Source organism: Streptococcus suis, assembly GCF_002964575.1.
In the GTDB taxonomy this organism is placed as follows: domain Bacteria; phylum Bacillota; class Bacilli; order Lactobacillales; family Streptococcaceae; genus Streptococcus; species Streptococcus suis_R.
In genome coordinates this window covers 15,830-35,148 of record NZ_POQQ01000037.1, presented here as the reverse complement: position 1 = coordinate 35,148, position 19,319 = coordinate 15,830, and the positions used below count along the sequence as shown (strand labels likewise).

Genomic DNA, 19,319 nt, shown 5'->3' with positions numbered 1-19,319 from the left:
GGTATAATGGAGAGGAAGCGAAAGGAAGTGACATATGCCAACCTCGTTGATTACCAAGAAAAGAATCGCCAAGGCCTTTAAAAGGCAATTATCTATTAAATCATTTGATAAGCTTTCTGTTGTAGATATCATGCAGGAAGCAGGTATCCGTCGTCAAACCTTTTATAATCATTTTTTGGACAAGTATGAGCTACTGGATTGGATTTTTGAAACAGAGTTGCAGGAGCAGGTGACAGACAATCTGACCTATATCAGTGGGGTGAAGCTCTTAGATGAACTGCTCTATTACATCGATTGTAACCAGGTATTTTACAAACACTTGTTTGAAATTGAGGGACAAAATGACTTTGTGACCTATCTGGAAGGCTATTTTAGGGTTCTGATGGAAAAATTATTGGCGGAATATCAGTCCAAAGAAGGTCGCTATTTTACAAGGCAGGAACAGGAGTTTTTAGTGACCTACCATTCGAGCGCTTGGATTGGTCTGATTAAGAAGGGGCTAGCTCAATCCCCTTGTGCTATTCATAGCCTGTATGGCCAAATTATCACTTTACTAGAGCAGTCATTTTCTAATCACAATTCGAGGGAGAAGAGGGATGGTATTTATAAAAAATAGACAGGATAATGTGATTGCGGATTACATTGAAGGATTCTATCGGACAAATCAGTATGTAAAGAAACTTGAACATCAACCTATTCTAGTTCAAAAAGAACAGGACATTCAGCTGGTTCCCATCATCTCAGGTGGTGGTTCTGGGCATGAACCGGCCCATGTCGGTTTCGTGGGCAAAGGAATGCTGACTGCAGCAGTCTATGGAGAGATTTTTACCCCACCAACTACCGAAGAAGTCTTGGCAGCCATTCGTGCTGTTCATAAGGGTAAGGGAGTTTTTCTGATTGTAAAAAACTTTGAGGCAGATTTAGAAACCTTTGGTCAAGCCATTGCGCAAGCAAGACAAGAAGGTATAGCTGTGAAATATATTGTATCCCATGACGATATCTCAGTCGATACCAAGGATAATTTCCGCATGCGCCACCGTGGGCTGGCGGGGACTATTCTTCTGCATAAGGTTCTTGGGGCTGCAGCTCTCTCTGGCTACAATTTAGATCAATTGGAACAACTGGGGCTTTCTCTAGCAACAGAGATAGCGACCATTGGTTTTGCGACCAAGTCAGCCTGCTTGCCAGATGTCAGCCAGCCTTTATTTGATTTGGCGGATGGAGAAATTTCCTATGGAATCGGCATTCATGGAGAGGAAGGTTATCGCACCGTAACCTACGAATCTTCGGAGCAGTTAGCTAATGAAATTGTCAATAAGCTAAAACTGAAATTCCGTTGGAAGGAGGGGGAGGAGTATGTCCTCTTGGTCAACAATCTAGGGAACCTGTCTGAGTTGGAGCAAGGTATCTTTCTCAATGATTTGTACCAGTTCTTGGAATTAGAAGGCTTGAAACTACCCTATATTAAAACAGGTAAGTTTATGACCAGTTTGGATATGGAAGGTATATCTGTCACCCTTTGTCGTGTCAAGGATCCAGTCTGGCTAGACTTCTTGCAGGCTCCGACAGAAGCTGCGGCTTGGTAAGTTAAGAATCAAATTATGAACCTCTTTTGGAATGCCAAAGAGGTTTTTTCTCTCCCCCAAGAAAATTTCTTCCATTTATGGTAAAATGTTTCTAACGAACTACAAAGGAAATGGTCATGTCAGATAAGTTTCAGCTCTTGCTTCAACAAATCGGGATGCCTCTTGATGCCCAGCAATCAGGGGCTTTTTCGACTGCAACGATTGAGAAAGTGGTCTTGCATAAGGTCAGCAAGCTCTGGGAATTTACCTTCCGTTTTGAAAAGCCCTTGCCGCTGGTGGACTATAGACTGTTCAAGGCTCGTTTGACGACGGAATTTGAAAAGGTGGGCAATAAAATCCAGTTTTCTATTGTCAGCGATGCGGAAGCATTTGAAGCTGGTTTGGTAGAAGCCTATTATCCAGAAGCCTTTACGGAAGATTTGTGCCAGAGTGCTGGCTTCAAGGCCCTGTTTCAGTCTTTGGAGGTTGCTTATCGGGAGGATACCCTGTGGATAAAAGGGCCTGAAACCATTGACACCGTTCATTTTCGGAAGAATCATCTGCCAAATCTTGTGGAGCAATACAAGCGATTTGGTTTTGGCACTCTTGCGGTGGATATCGAAGTTTGTCAGGATATGACGCAGCAGCAGGCTGCGGCCTTCCATGCGCAGAATGAGGAAATCTACCAGCAGGCTAATGAAGAAAACCTGGCGGCCCTGGAACAACTGGCTCAAATGGCCCCACCACCAGAGGCAGCTCAGCCATTTGTCCCAGAATATAAGAAAAATCGTCCTGCCAAGGTCAATATTGAAAAGGCTGAGATTACGCCTATGATTGAGGTGGATAGCGAGGAGAACCGGATTGTCTTTGAGGGTCTGGTCTTTGAGGTCGAGCAGAAGACGACCAAGACGGGGCGGGTCATTATCAACTTTAAGATGACTGACTATACTTCGTCCTTTACCTTGCAGAAGTGGGCTAAGAATGAGGAAGAGGCCCAGAAGTTTGATATGGTCAAAAAGGGCAACTGGTTACGGGTGCGAGGCAATGTGGAAACCAATAATTTCACCCGTGATTTGACTATGAATGTCCAGGAAGTCCAAGAGGTCAAGAAGGAAATCCGTAAGGATCTCATGCCTGAGGGGGAGAAGCGGGTCGAGTTTCATGCCCATACCAACATGTCCACTATGGATGCCTTGCCTGCTGTTGAGGACTTGGTGGCGCGTGCTGCGGCTTGGGGACACAAGGCGGTGGCCATTACAGACCACGGCAATGTTCAATCCTTCCCCCATGGCTACCATGCTGCTCGTAAGGCTGGTATTAAGCCCCTCTTTGGGATGGAGGCCAATATTGTTGAGGACTCAGTTCCCATTGTCTACAATGAAGCGGATATGGTTCTATCTGATGCGACCTATGTGGTCTTTGACGTGGAAACGACCGGTCTTTCTGCGGTCAACAATGCCCTAATTCAGATTGCGGCCTCTAAGATGCACAAGGGTAATATCATTGCGGAATTTGATGAATTTATTGACCCAGGTCACCCGCTCAGTAAATTTACGACTGAACTGACAGGGATTACAGATGAGCATGTGCGTGGTTCCAAGCCCTTGGAGCAAGTTCTGCGGGAGTTTCAGGACTTCTGCCAGGATTCCATCATGGTTGCCCACAATGCCACCTTTGACGTTGGTTTCATGAATGTCAACTACGAGCGAGCTGGCATGCCTATCATCAGCCAACCGGTTATCGATACGCTAGAATTTGCACGAAATCTTTATCCAGACTACAAGCGGCATGGTCTGGCGGCCTTGACCAAGCGGTTTGGTGTTGCCCTTGAGCATCACCACATGGCCAACTATGATGCGGAGGCCACTGGTCGCCTGCTCTTTATCTTCCTAAAAGAAGCCTTGGAGAAACACAATCTGACCAATCTCAACCAGCTCAATACAGAATTGGTGGCCGAGGATTCTTATAAGAAGGCCCGTGTCAAACACGCTACGCTCTATGTGGTCAATCAGGTTGGTTTGAAAAATATCTTCAAGCTGGTTTCCCTGTCCAATACCAAGTATTTTGAGGGAGTTCCTCGCATTCCCAGAACGGTTCTGGATGCCCACCGAGAAGGCTTGATACTAGGAACAGCCTGTCAAGAGGGCGAGGTTTTTGATGACTTGCTTTCTAAGGGAATGGATGATGCGGTTAAGACAGCGGGCTATTATGATTTTATCGAGGTCATGCCTCCAGCTCTCTACGCTCCTATGATTGCCAAGGAGCAATTCAAGGACATGGCAGAGATTGAAGAAACCATCAAGCAGTTGATTGAGGTAGGACGTAGGGCAGGTCTGCCTGTTCTGGCGACTGGAAATGTCCACTACATTGACCCCGAAGAGGAAATCTATCGGGAAATTATTGTTCGGGCCCTCGGTCAAGGGGCACCGATTAACTGGACTATCGGAAATGGTGAGAATGCCCAGCCAGCACCCCTGCCAAAAGCCCACTTTAGAACAACTAGCGAGATGTTGGACGAGTTTGCATTCTTGGGTGAAAGTCTAGCCCGTGAGATTGTCATTACCAATCCAAATGCTATGCTGGACCGGTTTGAAGATGTCCAGGTGGTTAAGACCGACCTCTATACACCATATATCGAAAAGGCCGAGGAAACGGTTGCGGAATTGACCTATCAAAAAGCCTTTGAAATTTATGGCAATCCTCTTCCAGATATTATTGACCTGCGGATTGAAAAGGAACTGACATCCATTCTGGGTAATGGTTTCGCCGTGATTTACCTGGCATCGCAGATGTTGGTGCAACGGTCAAATGAACGAGGGTATCTGGTTGGTTCACGGGGGTCTGTCGGCTCCAGTTTCGTTGCGACCATGATTGGGATTACCGAAGTAAACCCTATGCCTCCTCACTATGTCTGTCCAAATTGTCAACACAGTGAATTTATCACAGATGGTTCCTATGGTTCAGGTTTTGACCTGCCAGATAAGGACTGTGAAGAATGCGGCACCAAGTATAAAAAAGATGGACAGGACATTCCTTTCGAGACTTTCCTTGGTTTCGATGGAGACAAGGTTCCCGATATTGACTTGAACTTCTCAGGGGATGACCAACCCTCTGCCCACTTGGATGTACGGGATATTTTCGGCGAAGAAAATGCCTTCCGTGCAGGAACGGTAGGTACGGTAGCTGCTAAGACGGCCTATGGTTTTGTTCGAGGCTATGAGCGGGATTATGGCAAATTCTACCGTGATGTAGAGGTGGAACGTTTGGCTGCTGGTGCGGCTGGGGTCAAACGAACGACAGGTCAGCACCCAGGAGGAATTATCGTATTCCCTGACTACATGGATGTCTATGACTTTACGCCTGTCCAATATCCTGCCGATGATGTGACGGCCAACTGGCAGACCACCCACTTTAACTTCCACGATATTGATGAAAACGTCTTGAAGCTCGATGTCCTGGGACACGATGATCCGACCATGGTTCGCAAGCTGCAGGACTTGTCGGGCATTGATCCGCAGACCATTCCTGCTGATGACAAGGGAGTGATGGCCCTTTTCTCAGGTACGGAAATTTTGGGAGTTACCCCAGAGCAGATTGGGACGCCGACAGGTATGCTGGGTATTCCGGAATTCGGGACCAACTTTGTACGGGGAATGGTGGAGGAAACCAAGCCGACCACCTTTGCAGAACTCTTGCAGTTGTCTGGTCTATCCCATGGTACAGACGTATGGTTGGGCAATGCCCAGGACTTGATTAAGGCAGGAATTGCCGACCTATCCACCGTTATCGGTTGTCGGGATGACATCATGGTTTACCTTATGCACGCAGGTTTGCCACCCAAGATGGCCTTTAACATCATGGAACGGGTGCGGAAGGGCATGTGGCTCAAGATTTCTGAGGAAGAGCGAAATGGCTATATTCAAGCTATGAAGGACAACAAGGTGCCAGACTGGTACATCGAATCCTGTGGAAAAATCAAGTACATGTTCCCCAAAGCCCACGCGGCTGCTTACGTTATGATGGCCTTGCGGGTTGCTTATTTCAAGGTTCATTATCCAATCTACTATTACTGTGCCTATTTCTCCATTCGTGCCAAGGCCTTTGATTTAGCAACCATGTCCGGTGGTCTGGATCGAGTCAAGGCCAAGATGGAAGAGATTGCCCTCAAGAAGAAAAACAATGAGGCTTCAAACGTTGAGCAGGACCTTTACACCACACTTGAATTGGTAAATGAAATGCTAGAACGTGGCTTCAAGTTCGGCAAATTGGATCTTTACAAGTCTCATGCGACCGACTTCTTGATTGAAGACGACACCCTCATCCCACCATTTGTTGCCATGGATGGTCTGGGAGAGAACGTTGCCAAGCAGGTAGTTGCTGCGCGTGCGGAAGGAGAATTTCTCTCTAAGACAGAACTTCGCAAACGTGGTGGTCTGTCCAGCACTCTTGTCGAAAAAATGGATGAAATGGGAATCCTGGGCAAAATGCCAGAGGATAACCAGCTCAGTCTCTTTGATGATTTGTTTTAAACTTGTTCACTGTTTCTTTTGGAAGCAGTGAATTTTTTTAAAAAATTGAAGTCAAACCTCTTGACTCTGGATTAGAATAGGTATATAATCTCTACATAGTGATAAAAACTACTATGTAGTAACAATAAGAAAAGAGGAAACTATATGTCAAATTTTGCAAAACTTCAAGAAACTCGCCGTTCAATCTACGCACTTGGTAAAGACTTGCCAGTATCAAATGAAGAAGTGGTCGCACTTGTTGAGAAAGCCATGAAAGAAGCTCCATCAGCTTTCAACTCACAATCTAGCCGTGCAGTGGTACTTTTTGGTGCGGAGTCAGAAGCTTTCTGGAACGAAATTGCCTACAGCGAATTGGAAAAAGTAACGCCAGCAGAAGCATTTGAAGCTACAAAAGGTCGCTTGGCTGGCTTTGCGGCTGGTGCTGGTACTATCTTGTTCTTCGAGGATCAAGATGTTGTCAAAGGCTTGCAAGAAAGCTTCCCACTTTACGCTGAAAACTTCCCAATCTGGTCTGAGCAAGCTCATGGTATCAACTTGTACGCAGTATGGTTGGCTTTCGCTGAGAAAAATATCGGTATGAACGTACAACACTACAACCCACTGGTTGATGCACAAGTTGCTGAAAAATACGGTATCCCAGCTAACTGGAAACTCCGTGCCCAAGCACCATTCGGTAGCATCGCAGCTCCAGCAGCAGATAAAGACTATATGGCGAATGGGGACCGTGTAAAGGTTTTTGGTAACTAATACCCTGCGAAAATTGGAATTATCCGTTGTTAGCTTACCTTGGGAGTGTAAAGATCCAGTGGAGCTTTGTAGCCTACTCCCTTGAAACAGGAGAGGAGCGGGGGTCTATTTACATCTGCGTCGCCTAGTCTGATTCCAATTTTCATTGAGTATAATAAAAAACTAGATAATGTCTCCTTAATATGACTATTATCTAGTTTTTTTATGATTTCTAGCAACAAAAGGGTGGCTTCCAGTTTGTTACGCTAGTCTGATAGTGAGTATTAGTAGGTAGATAGGACGATAAATACTAATACCATTGTTAAGACAATCCAACTACCTTTGATAACAAAATCATCAGGTATGCGGAAAGGTGTAAAAGCCTTTATAGGTAGGGTAGTTATGGATAGTGCAAAAAGGGGTAATACTCCTAGGTAGTAACGGCCTTGAATGCCATCTACATGTCCGTAGCCAATTTTGGTCCAGGTTAGATACATAACGAGAATAATAGCACATATGATTCCCAAACCGATGAGAATACTACCGATACGACTGCGAAGAGCAATGTGTTTCTGTCCTAAATTGCTAGCGATAACGCATAAGTAGAAGGTAAAAATTGGGATTAAGGTTTCCCGCATCGGCAAGTTCAAGATTCCAAAGTAGAACAACATGACTAAGCGATGAGGGGTCATGAAGAATTCTTTTGATAGAGCTAACAATCCATGAGTGGGGTTGGATAAGAAGTACTGGATTTGTCCAACTAAACCGACCCCTTGAAGAGTGGTTGTTGATTTTATTTGTTGGTAACCGATAAACCAGATGGCCGTTAGAGCAAAAATGATGCAGGAAGCTAACAGAATGGTGATGAAGGGAGATTTGATGGAGAAGCGTTCTTTGGGGATAAAGAAAAGAAGTCCCATCAATAGGATATAAGGCAATTTTAATGTGATAATCAGGCAAGAAAGAGCCGTAAAAATGACAAGCTCTGGATAGCCAATCGGTTTCTGTCTGGTTAGATAGTGGATAAAGAGTCCGATTATAACATAGATGAGTCCTAGTGCAACCCCGTCTTGGTTATAGGAAGCGGCTAGAAAAATGTTCATTGGCATGAGTACAATCAGCATCATAACCTGTCTAAAGTTACCACTTAATTTGACAGCTATATAAGCCAATAGAGCATAACAAAGAGCGTTAAGAATTCGACCGAGGTAGTAGATAAGACCGACATTTAAATGTAATATTCGTCCAAGTGTAATGCCGATAACCTGAGGTATATAGCCGATAAACCAATAGGCATTGGTTGTGCGGAAATCAGCTAGGCCCCTAAAAGGAACCTCTGTAGAGCTAGGTTGATGTTCAAAGGCATTCACAGCCAAGGGAGGCATATTGTAGTCATCAATAATGACAAAGTAGTCTTCAGATATTTGGAGATTTTCTGGATTATTGTCTAAATTGATATCTCCTTGTGCGATATGCATAGCACGAGAAAGATGAACATATTCATCTGGGGTGTTTAACACAGGAGTAATGATAGAGAAGGCCACACCAGATAGTAGTAAAACAAGCAAACAAGCTAGATCTTGCCTCTTAGGGAGTAAGGGAATGAAACCAATCATGAATAAGGCTAGAGGATAGACAGCTGCGGATGCGTGATAGTCTCGTATATAAATCGTATAAACTGTAGAACAAGCAATGAAGCTGGCAAACAAGTACCATTTATTTTGGTTAAGTTTATGTAACACAAGAACCTCCTAATGATTTGAGTCCTGCCCTTTGATATAAAAAGCATTGATTAGATGGGCAAGCGGTTTCGGCCAAAATAGTTCAAACATCATCAAGTCTTCCTTTGTCCGAGTATTGTCAGCGATGGTCTGTGAGGTCTCGGATTCTTGGTGAATGCGATGATACATAAGTGGTTTTGGGATATAGGAGAAAACTCCCTTATACTGGTTTATTTGATACCAGGCATACCAATCTAAATTGGTGCGCATTTGTTCATTGAACTGAAAGCCCCTTAGTTTATCCATGTTATAGGTGACAGCAGGGCAACAAATTGAATTCCCAAAGCTGAGGATAAAATGTCTCCAGGTCTTGGACTGTGGGAACAAGGATAGTCCTTTTAGTAGGATTCGTTTGACGGTTAAATTGGTATTACGGGAGATAGTTTGTCCATTCTTACATTCCATATAGTCTGAAAAGACAATAAGGTTTTCTGGGTTGTTTTGAAGAGATGTAAGCATTTCTTCAGCGTAGCTTGGTTGATAGATGTCATCTTGGTGGGCAATAGTTACATAGGGAGTGGAAGTAAAGGAGAGAGCATTGTTCCAATCTTTTCCAATACCTCCACCTATAGAAGAATGCATAGGAATGGCATATTGCTCACAAAGTTGTTGAATGTGTTTACTAGGTGTAGAAGTATAGAGCTGGATAGAAGAGGAGACAGTTTGCCCTTGCAGTGACTGGATACAGGATTCTAAAAAAGGACTGTCTCCATAGGCACAGATAATGAAGGTATGTAGTGACTGTAAATTAGACATTCTTTTTTCCTTTGGAATAGAGATAGATAGTTAGTAGCCCCATGACTAGAGCGTATATGGTCATTGTTAGTAAGAAACTGATTGCAGCTCCAAGTAATTGATAATGAAAAATGAGCGGGCTAGTAATGATTCTGGAAAAGATAAATAGCAGGAGGTAGACAAAGACCAGGATTTTTTGTTGTCGAAATATGGTGATAAGATTTTCAAAAACAATAGCTAGGGAATATAGAATCCCTGAAAAAACTAGAATTCCTAGTGTCAGATTATGGCTTGTCAAATCAATCCCAAATAGAAGGCTCAGGATGGGAGTGCCTATGCCGACAGCCAATAGGCTGATTAGACTGCCTCCGATGAACAAGCCTAGTACCAAGCGATTGCAAATCTGACGAAATTCCTGGTAGCTATGTTGGTACCAAAGTTTAGCTAAACTGGTAATCAATGGACGCAGGATTAGTACACAAAGACTCATGAAAAATACAGGCATAAATAGAATGCTGAAATCACGTTGCATGCCCGTCATCAGACGTCCATCTGCTAGGCCGGTTTCGATGACTTGTTTTGGTTCATTAAAGATATAAGTGAGTAGGAAACCATTGATAAAAAGAGGGAGACAGGCACGCAAAATAGTATAGGCATCCTTATGTAATGATGTTTCAAATAGAGAATAGGGTTTAGTTGGATGCAATTTCTGAGCCTGTCGGCGATCTAAAAGGAAGACTAAGGTCAGGTTGGTTATTGCCATAAGAGCTAGAGCCAGGGGCAGATGTTTTCCGATAGCTAGTGAGGTGGTCAGTACGAAGGTGCTAGCGGTGTAGCGGATGGTCATATGTTTCCCTGCTAGATCCAGTCGGTCTCGTTGCTGGAAAAAACCTTGAAATAAGTCAGAGATAACATCGCCTACACGATAAAGAATGACCAAGAGGACAAGTTCATAGCTGGACTGATACTGAGTGAGAAGGAGATAGGGCAGAATGGTTGCGACCATAAGTATCAAAGAATAGCTACGCGCTAATAAGTAGGCAGCAAAAGAATGGCCTTCTTTGATATCAGTCCCTTGATAATTTCTTACCTGAAAGAGACCGATCACTACCCAAAGATTACCGATAGCATAGGCCATACTGAAGTCGTCTGCCGTTTTTGCGTTTGAAAAGCGCGATACAATAAGCAGATAGAGGACAGATACAGCAGCCGCAGCTAGATTACCAACCATATTCCAAAAATAAACTGATTTTTGTGTATTATTCATCTTTATCAAACCGTTCGATCGCAATAGTTTGTGCTAGTTCTTTTAGCTTATTATCTAATTTTGATAGCCGCATAGTCAGCTGGAATTGATGGATAATCAGTAAAAAAATGATAAAGAGAAAAATGAAATTAACTGGTAAGGCAATGCCTAACAATTTGGTTATAGCTTCAGCTAAACTTGGAAATAGACTGAGGATAAGCAAGAGTGCGGAGAAAAAAATCCAAAATAGGGCATCAGGTATTTGTAGCTGCGATTTTCGTATCCTTCTGAGTATCAGAATTCCTGTAAGGAGAGATACGAGGATAAGAATTGTTTGAAATAATAAACTCATTTGTTCATTCGCTTTCTAAAGTTTTGGATGATAAGGATGGAGGCAAACATATGGATCATGTACTGAATCGAACGAGAAAGTGTGAGATAGCTTTGTCCTCCTTGTCGCTCTTGCATGGTTACTTGAACCTCCTTTACCTTGACGCCGTTTCGTAACAAGTAGGAAACGGTATCTGGTTCTGGGCCATAGTTAATATTCAAGGCAAATTCTTTGATGAGAGGTGCGCTAAACATGCGCATACCGGAAGTAGGGTCAGCTATTTCCTTTCCTGTCGTCAGTCTGATGGCACTGGCGATGAGACGATTGCCTAGCATTCTCAAGGACCAATTTTTGGGCTGGTTTATAAAGCGAGAACCAATGACTAAATCATAGCCCTGGTCTATTTGATCAGAGAGACCTTGGATATATTCTGGCAAGTGTTGACCATCGGCGTCGAATTGAATGGCTTTTTTGTAACCATGTTTGTAAGCGTAGCGTAGGCCTGTTTGGAAAGCACCAGCCAATCCCAAATTGATAGGTAAATCTAAAATAGCGTATCCTTTTTGGTGACAGATCAAAGAGGTATTATCTTTTGAGCCATCATTGATGATGAGATAATCAAATTGGGGATAGTGTTGTATGAGGTTTTCAATGACTCCTTGAATAGACTCCTCTTCATTATAAGCTGGGATGATAATGAGTAGTTCAGACTTTTTCACATGCAATTCTCCTAAATGTTGTCCTATATATTGTACCAATTTTTCTATGAGGAATGCAACTCCATATAGTTATTTATTGACTAAGATTGAGGAAAATTATAAAAAATATGATACAATAATCTAGTATTACATTTCAAAGGAGAAAAAAATGGTATTACCAAATTTTAAAGAAAATCTCGCTAAATATGCCAAACTCTTGGTTTCAACAGGTATCAATGTCCAACCTGGTCACACGGTGCAGTTGACGATCGGTGTGGAACAGGCTGAATTGGCTCGTTTGATTGTCAAAGAAGCTTATGCGCACGGTGCGGCTGAAGTCTTGGTCAACTGGTTGGACGATGTGATTGCGCGTGAACGTTTGGTCAATGTAGATGTGGAACTTTTGGAACAAGTTCATCCACAACGCATTACCGAAATGAACTACCTCTTGGAGCGCAAGGCAAGTCGTTTGGTGGTCTTGTCTGAAGATCCAGGAGCTTACGACGGTGTGGATCCAGAGAAATTGTCTCGCAGCGCTCGTGCACTCAGTCAAGCTTTGCAGCCAATGCGTCAAGCAACGCAAGCGAACAAGGTTAGTTGGACACTTGGTGCAGCCTCTGGTTTGGAATGGGCTAAAAAAGTCTTCCCAAATGCAGCGTCTGACGAAGAGGCAGTGGACCTCCTTTGGGACCAAATCTTCAAGACTTGCCGTATCTACGAAGAAGATCCAATCAAGGCGTGGGAAGAGCACGAGGCACGCTTGGTGGCTAAAGCTAAGGTCCTTAACGACGAGCAGTTCGTCAAATTACACTATACAGCACCAGGAACTGACCTTGTTCTCGGTATGCCGAAAAACCACTTGTGGGAAGCGGCTGGTTCGGTCAATGCCCAAGGTGAACACTTTATTGCCAACATGCCAACAGAAGAGGTCTTCACAGCACCTGACTACCGTGTGGCAGACGGTTATGTAACGTCAACAAAACCACTCAGCTACAATGGTAACATCATCGAAGGCATCAAAGTAACCTTCAAAGACGGTGAAATCGTAGATGTAACGGCTGAAAAAGGTGACGAAGTCATGAAAAAATTGGTCTTTGACAATGCTGGTGCACGTGGTCTTGGTGAAGTTGCCCTTGTGCCAGACAAGAGCCCAATCTCTCAATCAGGTGTGACTTTCTTCAACACTCTCTTTGATGAAAATGCCTCAAACCACTTGGCGATTGGTCAAGCCTATGCCTTCTCTATCGAAGGTGGTACAGAAATGAGCCAAGAAGAGCTGAAAGAAGCTGGTCTCAACCGTTCAGATGTTCACGTGGACTTCATGATTGGTTCTAACAAGATGAACATTGACGGTATCCGTGAAGACGGGACTCGTGTACCAATCTTCCGTGACGGTGAGTGGGCTATCTAATGAATTTTAAGACTGGGCAACCAGTCTTATTTTGTAAGAATTGGAGGAAAATAAAATGTTATCAAGTATTATCGCGGGAGCCATAATTGGCTTGATTGCAGGTGCTTTGACTTCGTCAGATGACCGTCGTGGCTGTCTAGGGAATATTATCCTTGGACTTGCTGGTTCGTGGATTGGGCAGTTGCTCTTTGGTGATTGGGGACCACAGTTTTTTGGAATGGCCCTAGTACCGTCAGTCTTTGGAGCAGTATTGCTAGTGGCCATTTTTAGCAGTTCCAGACGGAATTAATATGAACTGTAAAACCAAACTTCTGATGAGGTTTGGTTTTTATTTGTGGAGGAATTTGCGTGAATTGCCAAATAGTTTGCTTTTTAAAAAATTGACACAACTTTTCTGGTATGTAAACATCATTCTAAGTTGCTTTCTACAGCTTTCATGTTATAATAGAAACAGAAAAAGGTAGTTGCGCTAACAACTACCAAACGTAGAACCGTTAAAAAGACGGTGGCTCGTAGTTTAGATTTAATCCGTCCTACTCGCGCAAAAGTGGGGACGGGTTATTTTTTGCCATTTTCTTTGAAGATTTTATAGCACAAGCTGACTAAAGCAATGGTAAAGCTACCAAAAGCTAGAATCGTTTGTACAACTTCAACAGCCGAAACCATTCCCCAACGTTTTATTTTTGAAACGATATTTTTCAAAAATAAAACTAGTGCGCACCTTAGACAAATCCCATAGGATTTGTCGTTACTTGATGAGCAAGTTTACTTGCCATCAAGTATAGGTTAGCCTTTCTGTTAGATTTTGATGAATTGCCCATAGGCATCACCTCTTTGACACGAACTAGGTTCGTTTCATCTCCAACCTCCAACAGTCTATCCCCAGACTGTTGGAGCAGAACCGAGAGCCACCGTCTTCACTTTTCTACTAAATAATTATACCATAAAAAGTAAATACGTATTACATTTTCAGTATACCAAAAACATTCTGGATACAAAATGTTAACAAGTATTATCGCAGGTGCTTTGACTTCGTCCGATGACCGCCGGGGCTGTCTAGGGAATATTATCCTTGAACTTGCTGGTTCATGGATTGGACAATTGCTCTTTGGAGATTGGGGACCACAGTTTGCTGGTATGGCCCTGGTACCGTCAGTCTTTGGAGCAGTGTTGTTGGTGGCCATTTTTTCAAGTTCCAGACGGAATTGATACCTAAAGCCGAGCTTTGAAATGGAGCTTGGCTTTATTGTTTGGATTTGCATGAATTGTTGTATTGTTCGGATTTTTCAGAAAATTTCCATTTTTCTGTTGACAAGTGAAAATAAGTAAGGTATCATAGTAAGCAATTAAGAACCTGTAAAAACAGGTTCCAGAACACTGAGAGGAAAAAGTCAAATGAAACCTGTCACTACAAAATTCTTTGCTTTGTTGTTGCGACGGTCGGGCTAGTGCTGAAAGAATGCATTAGTCCTGTTTGGCTTACCAAGCGGGCGCTGTTGACAACATCTCGCGGGTAGTAATCCTCGAGGTGTTTTCTTTTTATTTGGTTCCTTAGACGGACCAAGAAGGAGAACTTAATAATATTTTAATGTTAGGCTTGTATTAGAAAGGTATTCTTATGCGTGTGATTGAATTTTTAGATACGACTTTACGGGATGGTGAACAGACGCCAGGTGTGAATTTTTCTATTAAGGAAAAAGTGACCATTGCCAAGCAGCTGGAGAAATGGGGGATTTCTGCCATTGAAGCGGGTTTCCCAGCGGCTAGTCCAGATTCATTTGAAGCGGTTCGTCAGATTGCGGCGGCTATGACCAAGACGGCTGTGACAGGTTTGGCTCGTTCAGTCAAGTCAGACATTGATGCTTGTTATGAGGCTCTGAAAGATGCTAAGTATCCGCAAATTCATGTTTTCATTGCGACCAGTCCCATTCACCGTGAATGTAAACTTCAAAAGACCAAAGAAGAAATTTTGGCGCAAATCACTGAACATGTCAGCTATGCGCGTGAGCGTTTTGAGGTGGTAGAGTTCTCACCAGAGGATGCGACACGGACGGAGTTGGATTATTTGCTTCAAGTGGTGCAGACAGCGGTAGATGCAGGTGCGACCTATATCAACATTCCAGATACAGTCGGCTTTACGACTCCTCAGCATTACGGAGAAATTTTCCGTTACTTGACAAGCAACGTCAAATCGGACCGTGAGATTATTTTCAGTCCCCATTGCCATAATGACCTAGGTATGGCTGTTGCCAATACCCTTTCAGCTATCAAAAACGGTGCCGGTCGTGTCGAGGGGACTATCAACGGTATCGGTGAGCGGGCAGGAAATGCGGCCCTTGAAGAAGTAGCTGTTGCCCTTGAAATTCGGAAAGATTTTTACGATGTGACTAGTCCGATTATCCTAAAGGAAACGCTCAATACTTCGGAGTTGGTCTCTCGCTTTTCTGGGATTGCCATTCCGCGCAATAAGGCGGTGGTTGGTGGCAATGCCTTCTCTCACGAGTCAGGTATCCACCAAGATGGTGTCTTGAAAAATCCATTGACCTATGAAATCATTACACCTGAGTTGGTAGGGGTCAAGAAAAATTCTCTGCCACTGGGGAAACTATCTGGTCGCCATGCCTTTGTGGAAAAGCTAAAGGAATTAGACTTGTATTTTGAAGAAAGTGACGTTGCTAGTTTGTTTGCTCGCTTTAAAAATCTGGCGGACAAGAAAGAAAAAATCACAGACGCAGATATTCGTGCTTTGGTAGCTGGGACAGAAATCAGCAATCGTGATGGTTTCCAATTTAAAGATTTGCGTTTGGATAGTCAGTCTGACGGCAGCATTCAGGCTCAGGTCATCTTTATCAATCAGGATGAGGAAGAAGTGGTTGTTGTGGAATCTGGCAAAGGTTCGGTTGAGGCTGTCTTTAATGCCATTGACCAATTCTTCCACCAAGAAATCAGCTTGGAACGCTACCATATCGACGCCATTACCGATGGAATTGATGCCCAAGCGCGTGTGCTTGTCGCTGTAGAAAATAAGGCAACGGAAACTGTCTTTAACGCCTCTGGTATTGACTTCGACGTATTGAAGGCTTCAGCTATTGCTTACATTCATGCCAATGTCATGGTACAGAAAGAAAATAGTGGTCAGATGGATAAGAAACTATCTGAGAAAGAGTTGCCAACTAGCTAGGAGGAAATATGACGAAAAAAATAGTAGCCTTGGCTGGTGATGGAATCGGTCCTGAAATCATGGAGGCTGGCCTAGCAGTCCTCGAGGCTGTTGCTGGGCAAGTAGGCTTTGATTATGAGATTGAGGAAAGAGCTTTTGGTGGCGCTGGGATTGATGCGGCTGGCCATCCTCTACCAGATGCTACCTTACAAGCCTGCCGTCAGGCGGATGCGATTTTGTTAGCAGCTATCGGTAGCCCTCAATATGATGATGCAGCTGTTCGACCAGAACAAGGCCTGCTTCAACTTCGGAAGGAATTGGGTCTCTTTGCCAATATCCGTCCAGTGAAAATTTTTGATAGCCTGAAAGACTATTCTCCTCTGAAAGCCGACCGGCTGGATGGTGTGGATTTGGTCATGGTACGAGAGTTGACAGGTGGGATTTATTTTGGAGAGCATATTCTGGAGACAGACCAAGCCAGCGATAGCAATACCTATCAAGCTGAGGAAATCGAACGAGTTGTTCGCTCTGCCTTTGACCTAGCCCAAAAAAGACGGAAAAAAGTCACCAGCATTGATAAGCAAAATGTACTGGCGACGTCAAAATTGTGGCGGAAGGTAGCGGATGAGGTGGCAAAGGACTACCCAGATGTGACCTTGGAGCACCAGTTGGTGGATAGCGCAGCCATGCTTTTGATTACCAATCCTAGTCGATTTGACGTCTTGGTGACGGAAAATCTTTTCGGAGATATTCTGTCGGATGAGGCCAGCGTATTAACAGGAACGCTAGGTGTGCTCCCTTCTGCTAGTCATGCGGTGGCAGGTCCCAGTCTCTACGAACCTATTCATGGTTCGGCACCAGATATTGCTGGTCAGGGCATTGCCAATCCTGTCAGCATGATTCTATCTGTTGCCATGATGCTGGAAGAAAGTTTTGATTTGGTCCAAGCAGGTCAGACCATTCGCCAGGCAGTTGAAGCGGTCTTTGCGCAGGGCATTTTCACTAAAGACCTAGGTGGTAGCGCCTCTACCAAAGAAATGACAGCGGCTATTATTGAACAGCTTGAAAGGAGGTCACCATGAGTGGCAAATCCATTTTCGATAAGCTCTGGGATCGCCATGTGATTACAGGGCAGGAAGGACAGCCCCAGCTCCTCTATGTCGATCAACATTATGTGCACGAGGTGACCAGTCCCCAAGCCTTTCAAGGACTGAGGGATACAGGGCGACCTGTTCGGCGCCCAGACTTGACCTTTGCGACTTTTGACCACAACGTACCAACCGTTGATATTCACAATATCCGTGATGTCATTTCCAAGGCTCAGATGGACGCTTTGGCGAAGAATATAGAAGATTTCGGCATTCCCCACGCAGCCCACGGTTCGGAACATCAGGGCATTGTCCACATGGTTGGACCAGAAACAGGCAGGACCCAGCCAGGAAAGTTCATTGTCTGCGGGGATAGCCATACGGCGACTCACGGAGCATTTGGAGCCATTGCCTTTGGGATTGGTACTTCCGAAGTTGAGCACGTTCTCGCTACTCAAACAATCTGGCAGGTCAAACCCAAGCGACTCCTAGTGGAATTTGTCGGTCAGGCGCAAACAGGTGTCTATGCCAAGGACTTTATCCTGGCTCTGATTGCCCGCTACGGCGTGGATTGTGGTTTGGGTCACGTGGTTGAATTTGCAGGTCCAGTCATCGACAGCCTCAGCATGGAAGAGCGGATGACCATTTGCAATATGTCCATTGAGTTCGGCTCTAAGATGGGCATTATGGCTCCAGACCAGACCACTTTTGACTACCTGCGAGGTCGGGAGTGTGCACCAGCGGACTTTGAGGCGGCGGTGGCAGACTGGAAGGAGCTCTACTCAGATGCCGACACCGTCTATGATAAGCACCTAGTCCTTGATGTATCAGACTTAGCACCGATGGTCACTTGGGGAACGACGCCTGCTATGGGGGTTAGCTTTGACGAAACCTTCCCAGCCATCCGTGACCACAACGACGAGCGGGCCTACGCTTACATGGACTTAGCTCCTGGGCAAAAGGCTGCGGACATTCCCGTTGGCTATGTCTTCCTAGGCTCCTGTACCAATGCTCGACTCAGCGATTTGCAGCTGGCAGCTAGGATTGTTAAGGGGCGGAAAATAGCAGAGCAGGTCACGGCCATTGTCGTTCCAGGCAGTCGCCCTGTCAAGCGAGCTGCAGAAAAGCTTGGGCTAGACAAAATTTTCATGGAGGCAGGCTTTGAGTGGCGGGATCCAGGTTGCTCCATGTGTCTGGGGATGAATCCAGACAAGGTGCCTGCAGGTGTGCATTGTGCCTCTACAAGTAATCGAAACTTTGAAGACCGACAGGGCTTTGGGGCCAAGACCCACTTGTGTAGTCCTGCTATGGCTGCCGCAGCTGCGCTTTATGGACGATTTGTCGACACTAGACAGCTAGAAATTCTCAAGGAGGGAGTTTAATGCACCAATTTACCACATGGACAGGAACGACCGTTCCGCTCATGAATGATAATATTGATACTGACCAGCTCCTGCCCAAGCAGTTTCTCAAGCTGATTGACAAAAAGGGGTTTGGCAAGTATCTGCTTTATGCTTGGCGGTATTTGGATGATAACTACACGGATAATCCTGATTTCATTCTCAATCAGCCTGCCTATCAAGGAGCCAGTATCCTCATATCTGGGGATAACTTCGGAGCAGGTTCTTCTAGGGAACATGCTGCTTGGGCTCTGGCAGATTATGGCTTCAAGGTCATCATTGCAGGCTCCTTTGGAGATATTCATTACAACAATGATTTGAACAATGGGATTCTGCCCATTATCCAGCCCAAAGAAGTCAGGGACCAACTGGCTCAGCTGGCTCCAGACCAAGAAATCACGGTTGACTTGGTAGACCAGTTGATACGGACGCCTTTTGGGGAATTCCCATTTGACATCGAACAGGATTGGAAACACAAGTTGCTCAATGGCTTGGATGATATTGGTATTACATTACAGTATCAGGATTTGATTGCTGAGTATGAACTGAATAGACCAAGCTACTGGCAAAACTAGAGTCTTCCATTTTATCTTTTATTACTGCGACGAACGAGGAAACTCCGTTTCCCTATTTCCAACTTCAAATAATT

Annotated in this window: 17 protein-coding genes; 11 read left to right on the top strand and 6 right to left on the bottom strand. The window is 44.5% G+C overall.

Going from position 1 to position 19,319, the window contains the following annotated elements; all coding sequences use genetic code 11:
- Nucleotides 1–34 precede the first annotated feature (34 nt).
- From dhaS to C1E58_RS03010, 4 genes are all read left to right on the top strand, one after another.
- Nucleotides 35–616 carry a dihydroxyacetone kinase transcriptional activator DhaS gene (dhaS, locus tag C1E58_RS03025; RefSeq protein ID WP_105113830.1) on the top strand — a complete coding sequence of 194 codons (582 nt, stop codon included), beginning with the start codon at nucleotides 35–37 and terminating at the stop codon, nucleotides 614–616.
- On the top strand, nucleotides 597–1,586 hold the full coding sequence (dhaQ, locus tag C1E58_RS03020; RefSeq protein ID WP_105113831.1) for a DhaKLM operon coactivator DhaQ: 990 nt from the start codon (nucleotides 597–599) through the stop codon (nucleotides 1,584–1,586). The genes dhaS and dhaQ overlap by 20 nt, the downstream gene beginning before the upstream one ends.
- 116 nt (nucleotides 1,587–1,702) lie before the next feature.
- Complete coding sequence (locus C1E58_RS03015) at nucleotides 1,703–6,094, top strand: PolC-type DNA polymerase III (protein ID WP_105209273.1); 4,392 nt, start codon at nucleotides 1,703–1,705, stop codon at nucleotides 6,092–6,094.
- Between the two features lie 144 nt (nucleotides 6,095–6,238).
- Nucleotides 6,239–6,841 (top strand): nitroreductase family protein, encoded by a 603-nt coding sequence (locus C1E58_RS03010; protein WP_105209272.1) that lies wholly within the window; start codon nucleotides 6,239–6,241, stop codon nucleotides 6,839–6,841.
- A gap of 263 nt (nucleotides 6,842–7,104) precedes the next feature.
- Here C1E58_RS03010 and C1E58_RS03005 read toward each other — a convergent pair whose 3' ends face one another.
- Genes C1E58_RS03005 through C1E58_RS02985 form a run of 5 tightly spaced genes read right to left on the bottom strand, consistent with a single transcriptional unit; the run spans nucleotide 7,105 to nucleotide 11,632 of the window.
- Nucleotides 7,105–8,562, bottom strand: coding sequence for a DUF2142 domain-containing protein (locus C1E58_RS03005; RefSeq protein WP_105209271.1), 1,458 nt, complete (start codon nucleotides 8,560–8,562; stop codon nucleotides 7,105–7,107).
- Nucleotides 8,563–8,571: 9 nt separating this feature from the next.
- Nucleotides 8,572–9,357, bottom strand: coding sequence for a glycosyltransferase family A protein (locus tag C1E58_RS03000; RefSeq protein ID WP_105209270.1), 786 nt, complete (start codon nucleotides 9,355–9,357; stop codon nucleotides 8,572–8,574).
- On the bottom strand, nucleotides 9,350–10,603 hold the full coding sequence (locus C1E58_RS02995; RefSeq protein ID WP_193441732.1) for a lipopolysaccharide biosynthesis protein: 1,254 nt from the start codon (nucleotides 10,601–10,603) through the stop codon (nucleotides 9,350–9,352). Before C1E58_RS02995 ends, C1E58_RS03000 begins: the two co-directional genes overlap by 8 nt.
- The gene (locus C1E58_RS02990) at nucleotides 10,596–10,934 is read right to left on the bottom strand and encodes a DUF2304 domain-containing protein (RefSeq protein WP_105113836.1); all 339 of its coding nucleotides are present in this window, start codon (nucleotides 10,932–10,934) and stop codon (nucleotides 10,596–10,598) included. The genes C1E58_RS02995 and C1E58_RS02990 overlap by 8 nt, the downstream gene beginning before the upstream one ends.
- On the bottom strand, nucleotides 10,931–11,632 hold the full coding sequence (locus C1E58_RS02985; protein ID WP_105209269.1) for a glycosyltransferase family 2 protein: 702 nt from the start codon (nucleotides 11,630–11,632) through the stop codon (nucleotides 10,931–10,933). Before C1E58_RS02985 ends, C1E58_RS02990 begins: the two co-directional genes overlap by 4 nt.
- A gap of 148 nt (nucleotides 11,633–11,780) precedes the next feature.
- On the opposite strand from C1E58_RS02985, the gene C1E58_RS02980 reads away from it, so the two are divergent.
- Together C1E58_RS02980 and C1E58_RS02975 are read left to right on the top strand one after the other, a co-directional pair.
- Nucleotides 11,781–13,022: an aminopeptidase gene (locus C1E58_RS02980; protein ID WP_105116788.1), complete on the top strand. Its 1,242-nt coding sequence runs from the start codon at nucleotides 11,781–11,783 to the stop codon at nucleotides 13,020–13,022.
- Between the two features lie 55 nt (nucleotides 13,023–13,077).
- Nucleotides 13,078–13,311, top strand: coding sequence for a GlsB/YeaQ/YmgE family stress response membrane protein (locus tag C1E58_RS02975; RefSeq protein ID WP_105209268.1), 234 nt, complete (start codon nucleotides 13,078–13,080; stop codon nucleotides 13,309–13,311).
- Nucleotides 13,312–13,580: 269 nt separating this feature from the next.
- Here the strand turns inward: C1E58_RS02975 and C1E58_RS02970 are convergent, their stop codons facing one another.
- A complete protein-coding gene (locus tag C1E58_RS02970) occupies nucleotides 13,581–13,724 on the bottom strand; it encodes a putative holin-like toxin (protein WP_238142222.1) in 144 nt (47 codons plus the stop codon).
- 297 nt (nucleotides 13,725–14,021) lie between these two features.
- Between C1E58_RS02970 and C1E58_RS02965 the strand changes: the two genes are divergently transcribed.
- From C1E58_RS02965 to leuD, 5 genes are all read left to right on the top strand, one after another.
- The gene (locus C1E58_RS02965; protein WP_105209267.1) at nucleotides 14,022–14,231 is read left to right on the top strand and encodes a GlsB/YeaQ/YmgE family stress response membrane protein; all 210 of its coding nucleotides are present in this window, start codon (nucleotides 14,022–14,024) and stop codon (nucleotides 14,229–14,231) included.
- Nucleotides 14,232–14,640: 409 nt separating this feature from the next.
- Nucleotides 14,641–16,203, top strand: coding sequence for a 2-isopropylmalate synthase (locus tag C1E58_RS02960; RefSeq protein ID WP_105209266.1), 1,563 nt, complete (start codon nucleotides 14,641–14,643; stop codon nucleotides 16,201–16,203).
- Nucleotides 16,204–16,211: 8 nt separating this feature from the next.
- Entirely contained in the window at nucleotides 16,212–17,264 is a 1,053-nt protein-coding gene (leuB, locus tag C1E58_RS02955) for a 3-isopropylmalate dehydrogenase (protein WP_105209265.1), read from the top strand.
- The gene (gene leuC / locus C1E58_RS02950) at nucleotides 17,261–18,652 is read left to right on the top strand and encodes a 3-isopropylmalate dehydratase large subunit (protein ID WP_105209264.1); all 1,392 of its coding nucleotides are present in this window, start codon (nucleotides 17,261–17,263) and stop codon (nucleotides 18,650–18,652) included. The genes leuB and leuC overlap by 4 nt, the downstream gene beginning before the upstream one ends.
- Nucleotides 18,652–19,245 (top strand): 3-isopropylmalate dehydratase small subunit, encoded by a 594-nt coding sequence (leuD, locus tag C1E58_RS02945; protein ID WP_105209263.1) that lies wholly within the window; start codon nucleotides 18,652–18,654, stop codon nucleotides 19,243–19,245. The genes leuC and leuD overlap by 1 nt, the downstream gene beginning before the upstream one ends.
- Nucleotides 19,246–19,319: the final 74 nt, after the last annotated feature.

Bases quoted from the DNA above. Each gene is read 5' to 3' on its own strand.
- dhaS (WP_105113830.1), top strand. From the start codon at position 35: ATGCCAACCTCGTTGATTACCAAGAAAAGAATCGCCAAGGCCTTTAAA.
- dhaQ (WP_105113831.1), top strand. From the start codon at position 597: ATGGTATTTATAAAAAATAGACAGGATAATGTGATTGCGGATTACATT.
- C1E58_RS03015 (WP_105209273.1), top strand. From the start codon at position 1,703: ATGTCAGATAAGTTTCAGCTCTTGCTTCAACAAATCGGGATGCCTCTT.
- C1E58_RS03010 (WP_105209272.1), top strand. From the start codon at position 6,239: ATGTCAAATTTTGCAAAACTTCAAGAAACTCGCCGTTCAATCTACGCA.
- C1E58_RS03000 (WP_105209270.1), bottom strand. From the start codon at position 9,357: ATGTCTAATTTACAGTCACTACATACCTTCATTATCTGTGCCTATGGA.
- C1E58_RS02995 (WP_193441732.1), bottom strand. From the start codon at position 10,603: ATGAATAATACACAAAAATCAGTTTATTTTTGGAATATGGTTGGTAAT.
- C1E58_RS02990 (WP_105113836.1), bottom strand. From the start codon at position 10,934: ATGAGTTTATTATTTCAAACAATTCTTATCCTCGTATCTCTCCTTACA.
- C1E58_RS02980 (WP_105116788.1), top strand. From the start codon at position 11,781: ATGGTATTACCAAATTTTAAAGAAAATCTCGCTAAATATGCCAAACTC.
- C1E58_RS02975 (WP_105209268.1), top strand. From the start codon at position 13,078: ATGTTATCAAGTATTATCGCGGGAGCCATAATTGGCTTGATTGCAGGT.
- C1E58_RS02965 (WP_105209267.1), top strand. From the start codon at position 14,022: ATGTTAACAAGTATTATCGCAGGTGCTTTGACTTCGTCCGATGACCGC.
- C1E58_RS02960 (WP_105209266.1), top strand. From the start codon at position 14,641: ATGCGTGTGATTGAATTTTTAGATACGACTTTACGGGATGGTGAACAG.
- leuB (WP_105209265.1), top strand. From the start codon at position 16,212: ATGACGAAAAAAATAGTAGCCTTGGCTGGTGATGGAATCGGTCCTGAA.
- leuC (WP_105209264.1), top strand. From the start codon at position 17,261: ATGAGTGGCAAATCCATTTTCGATAAGCTCTGGGATCGCCATGTGATT.
- leuD (WP_105209263.1), top strand. From the start codon at position 18,652: ATGCACCAATTTACCACATGGACAGGAACGACCGTTCCGCTCATGAAT.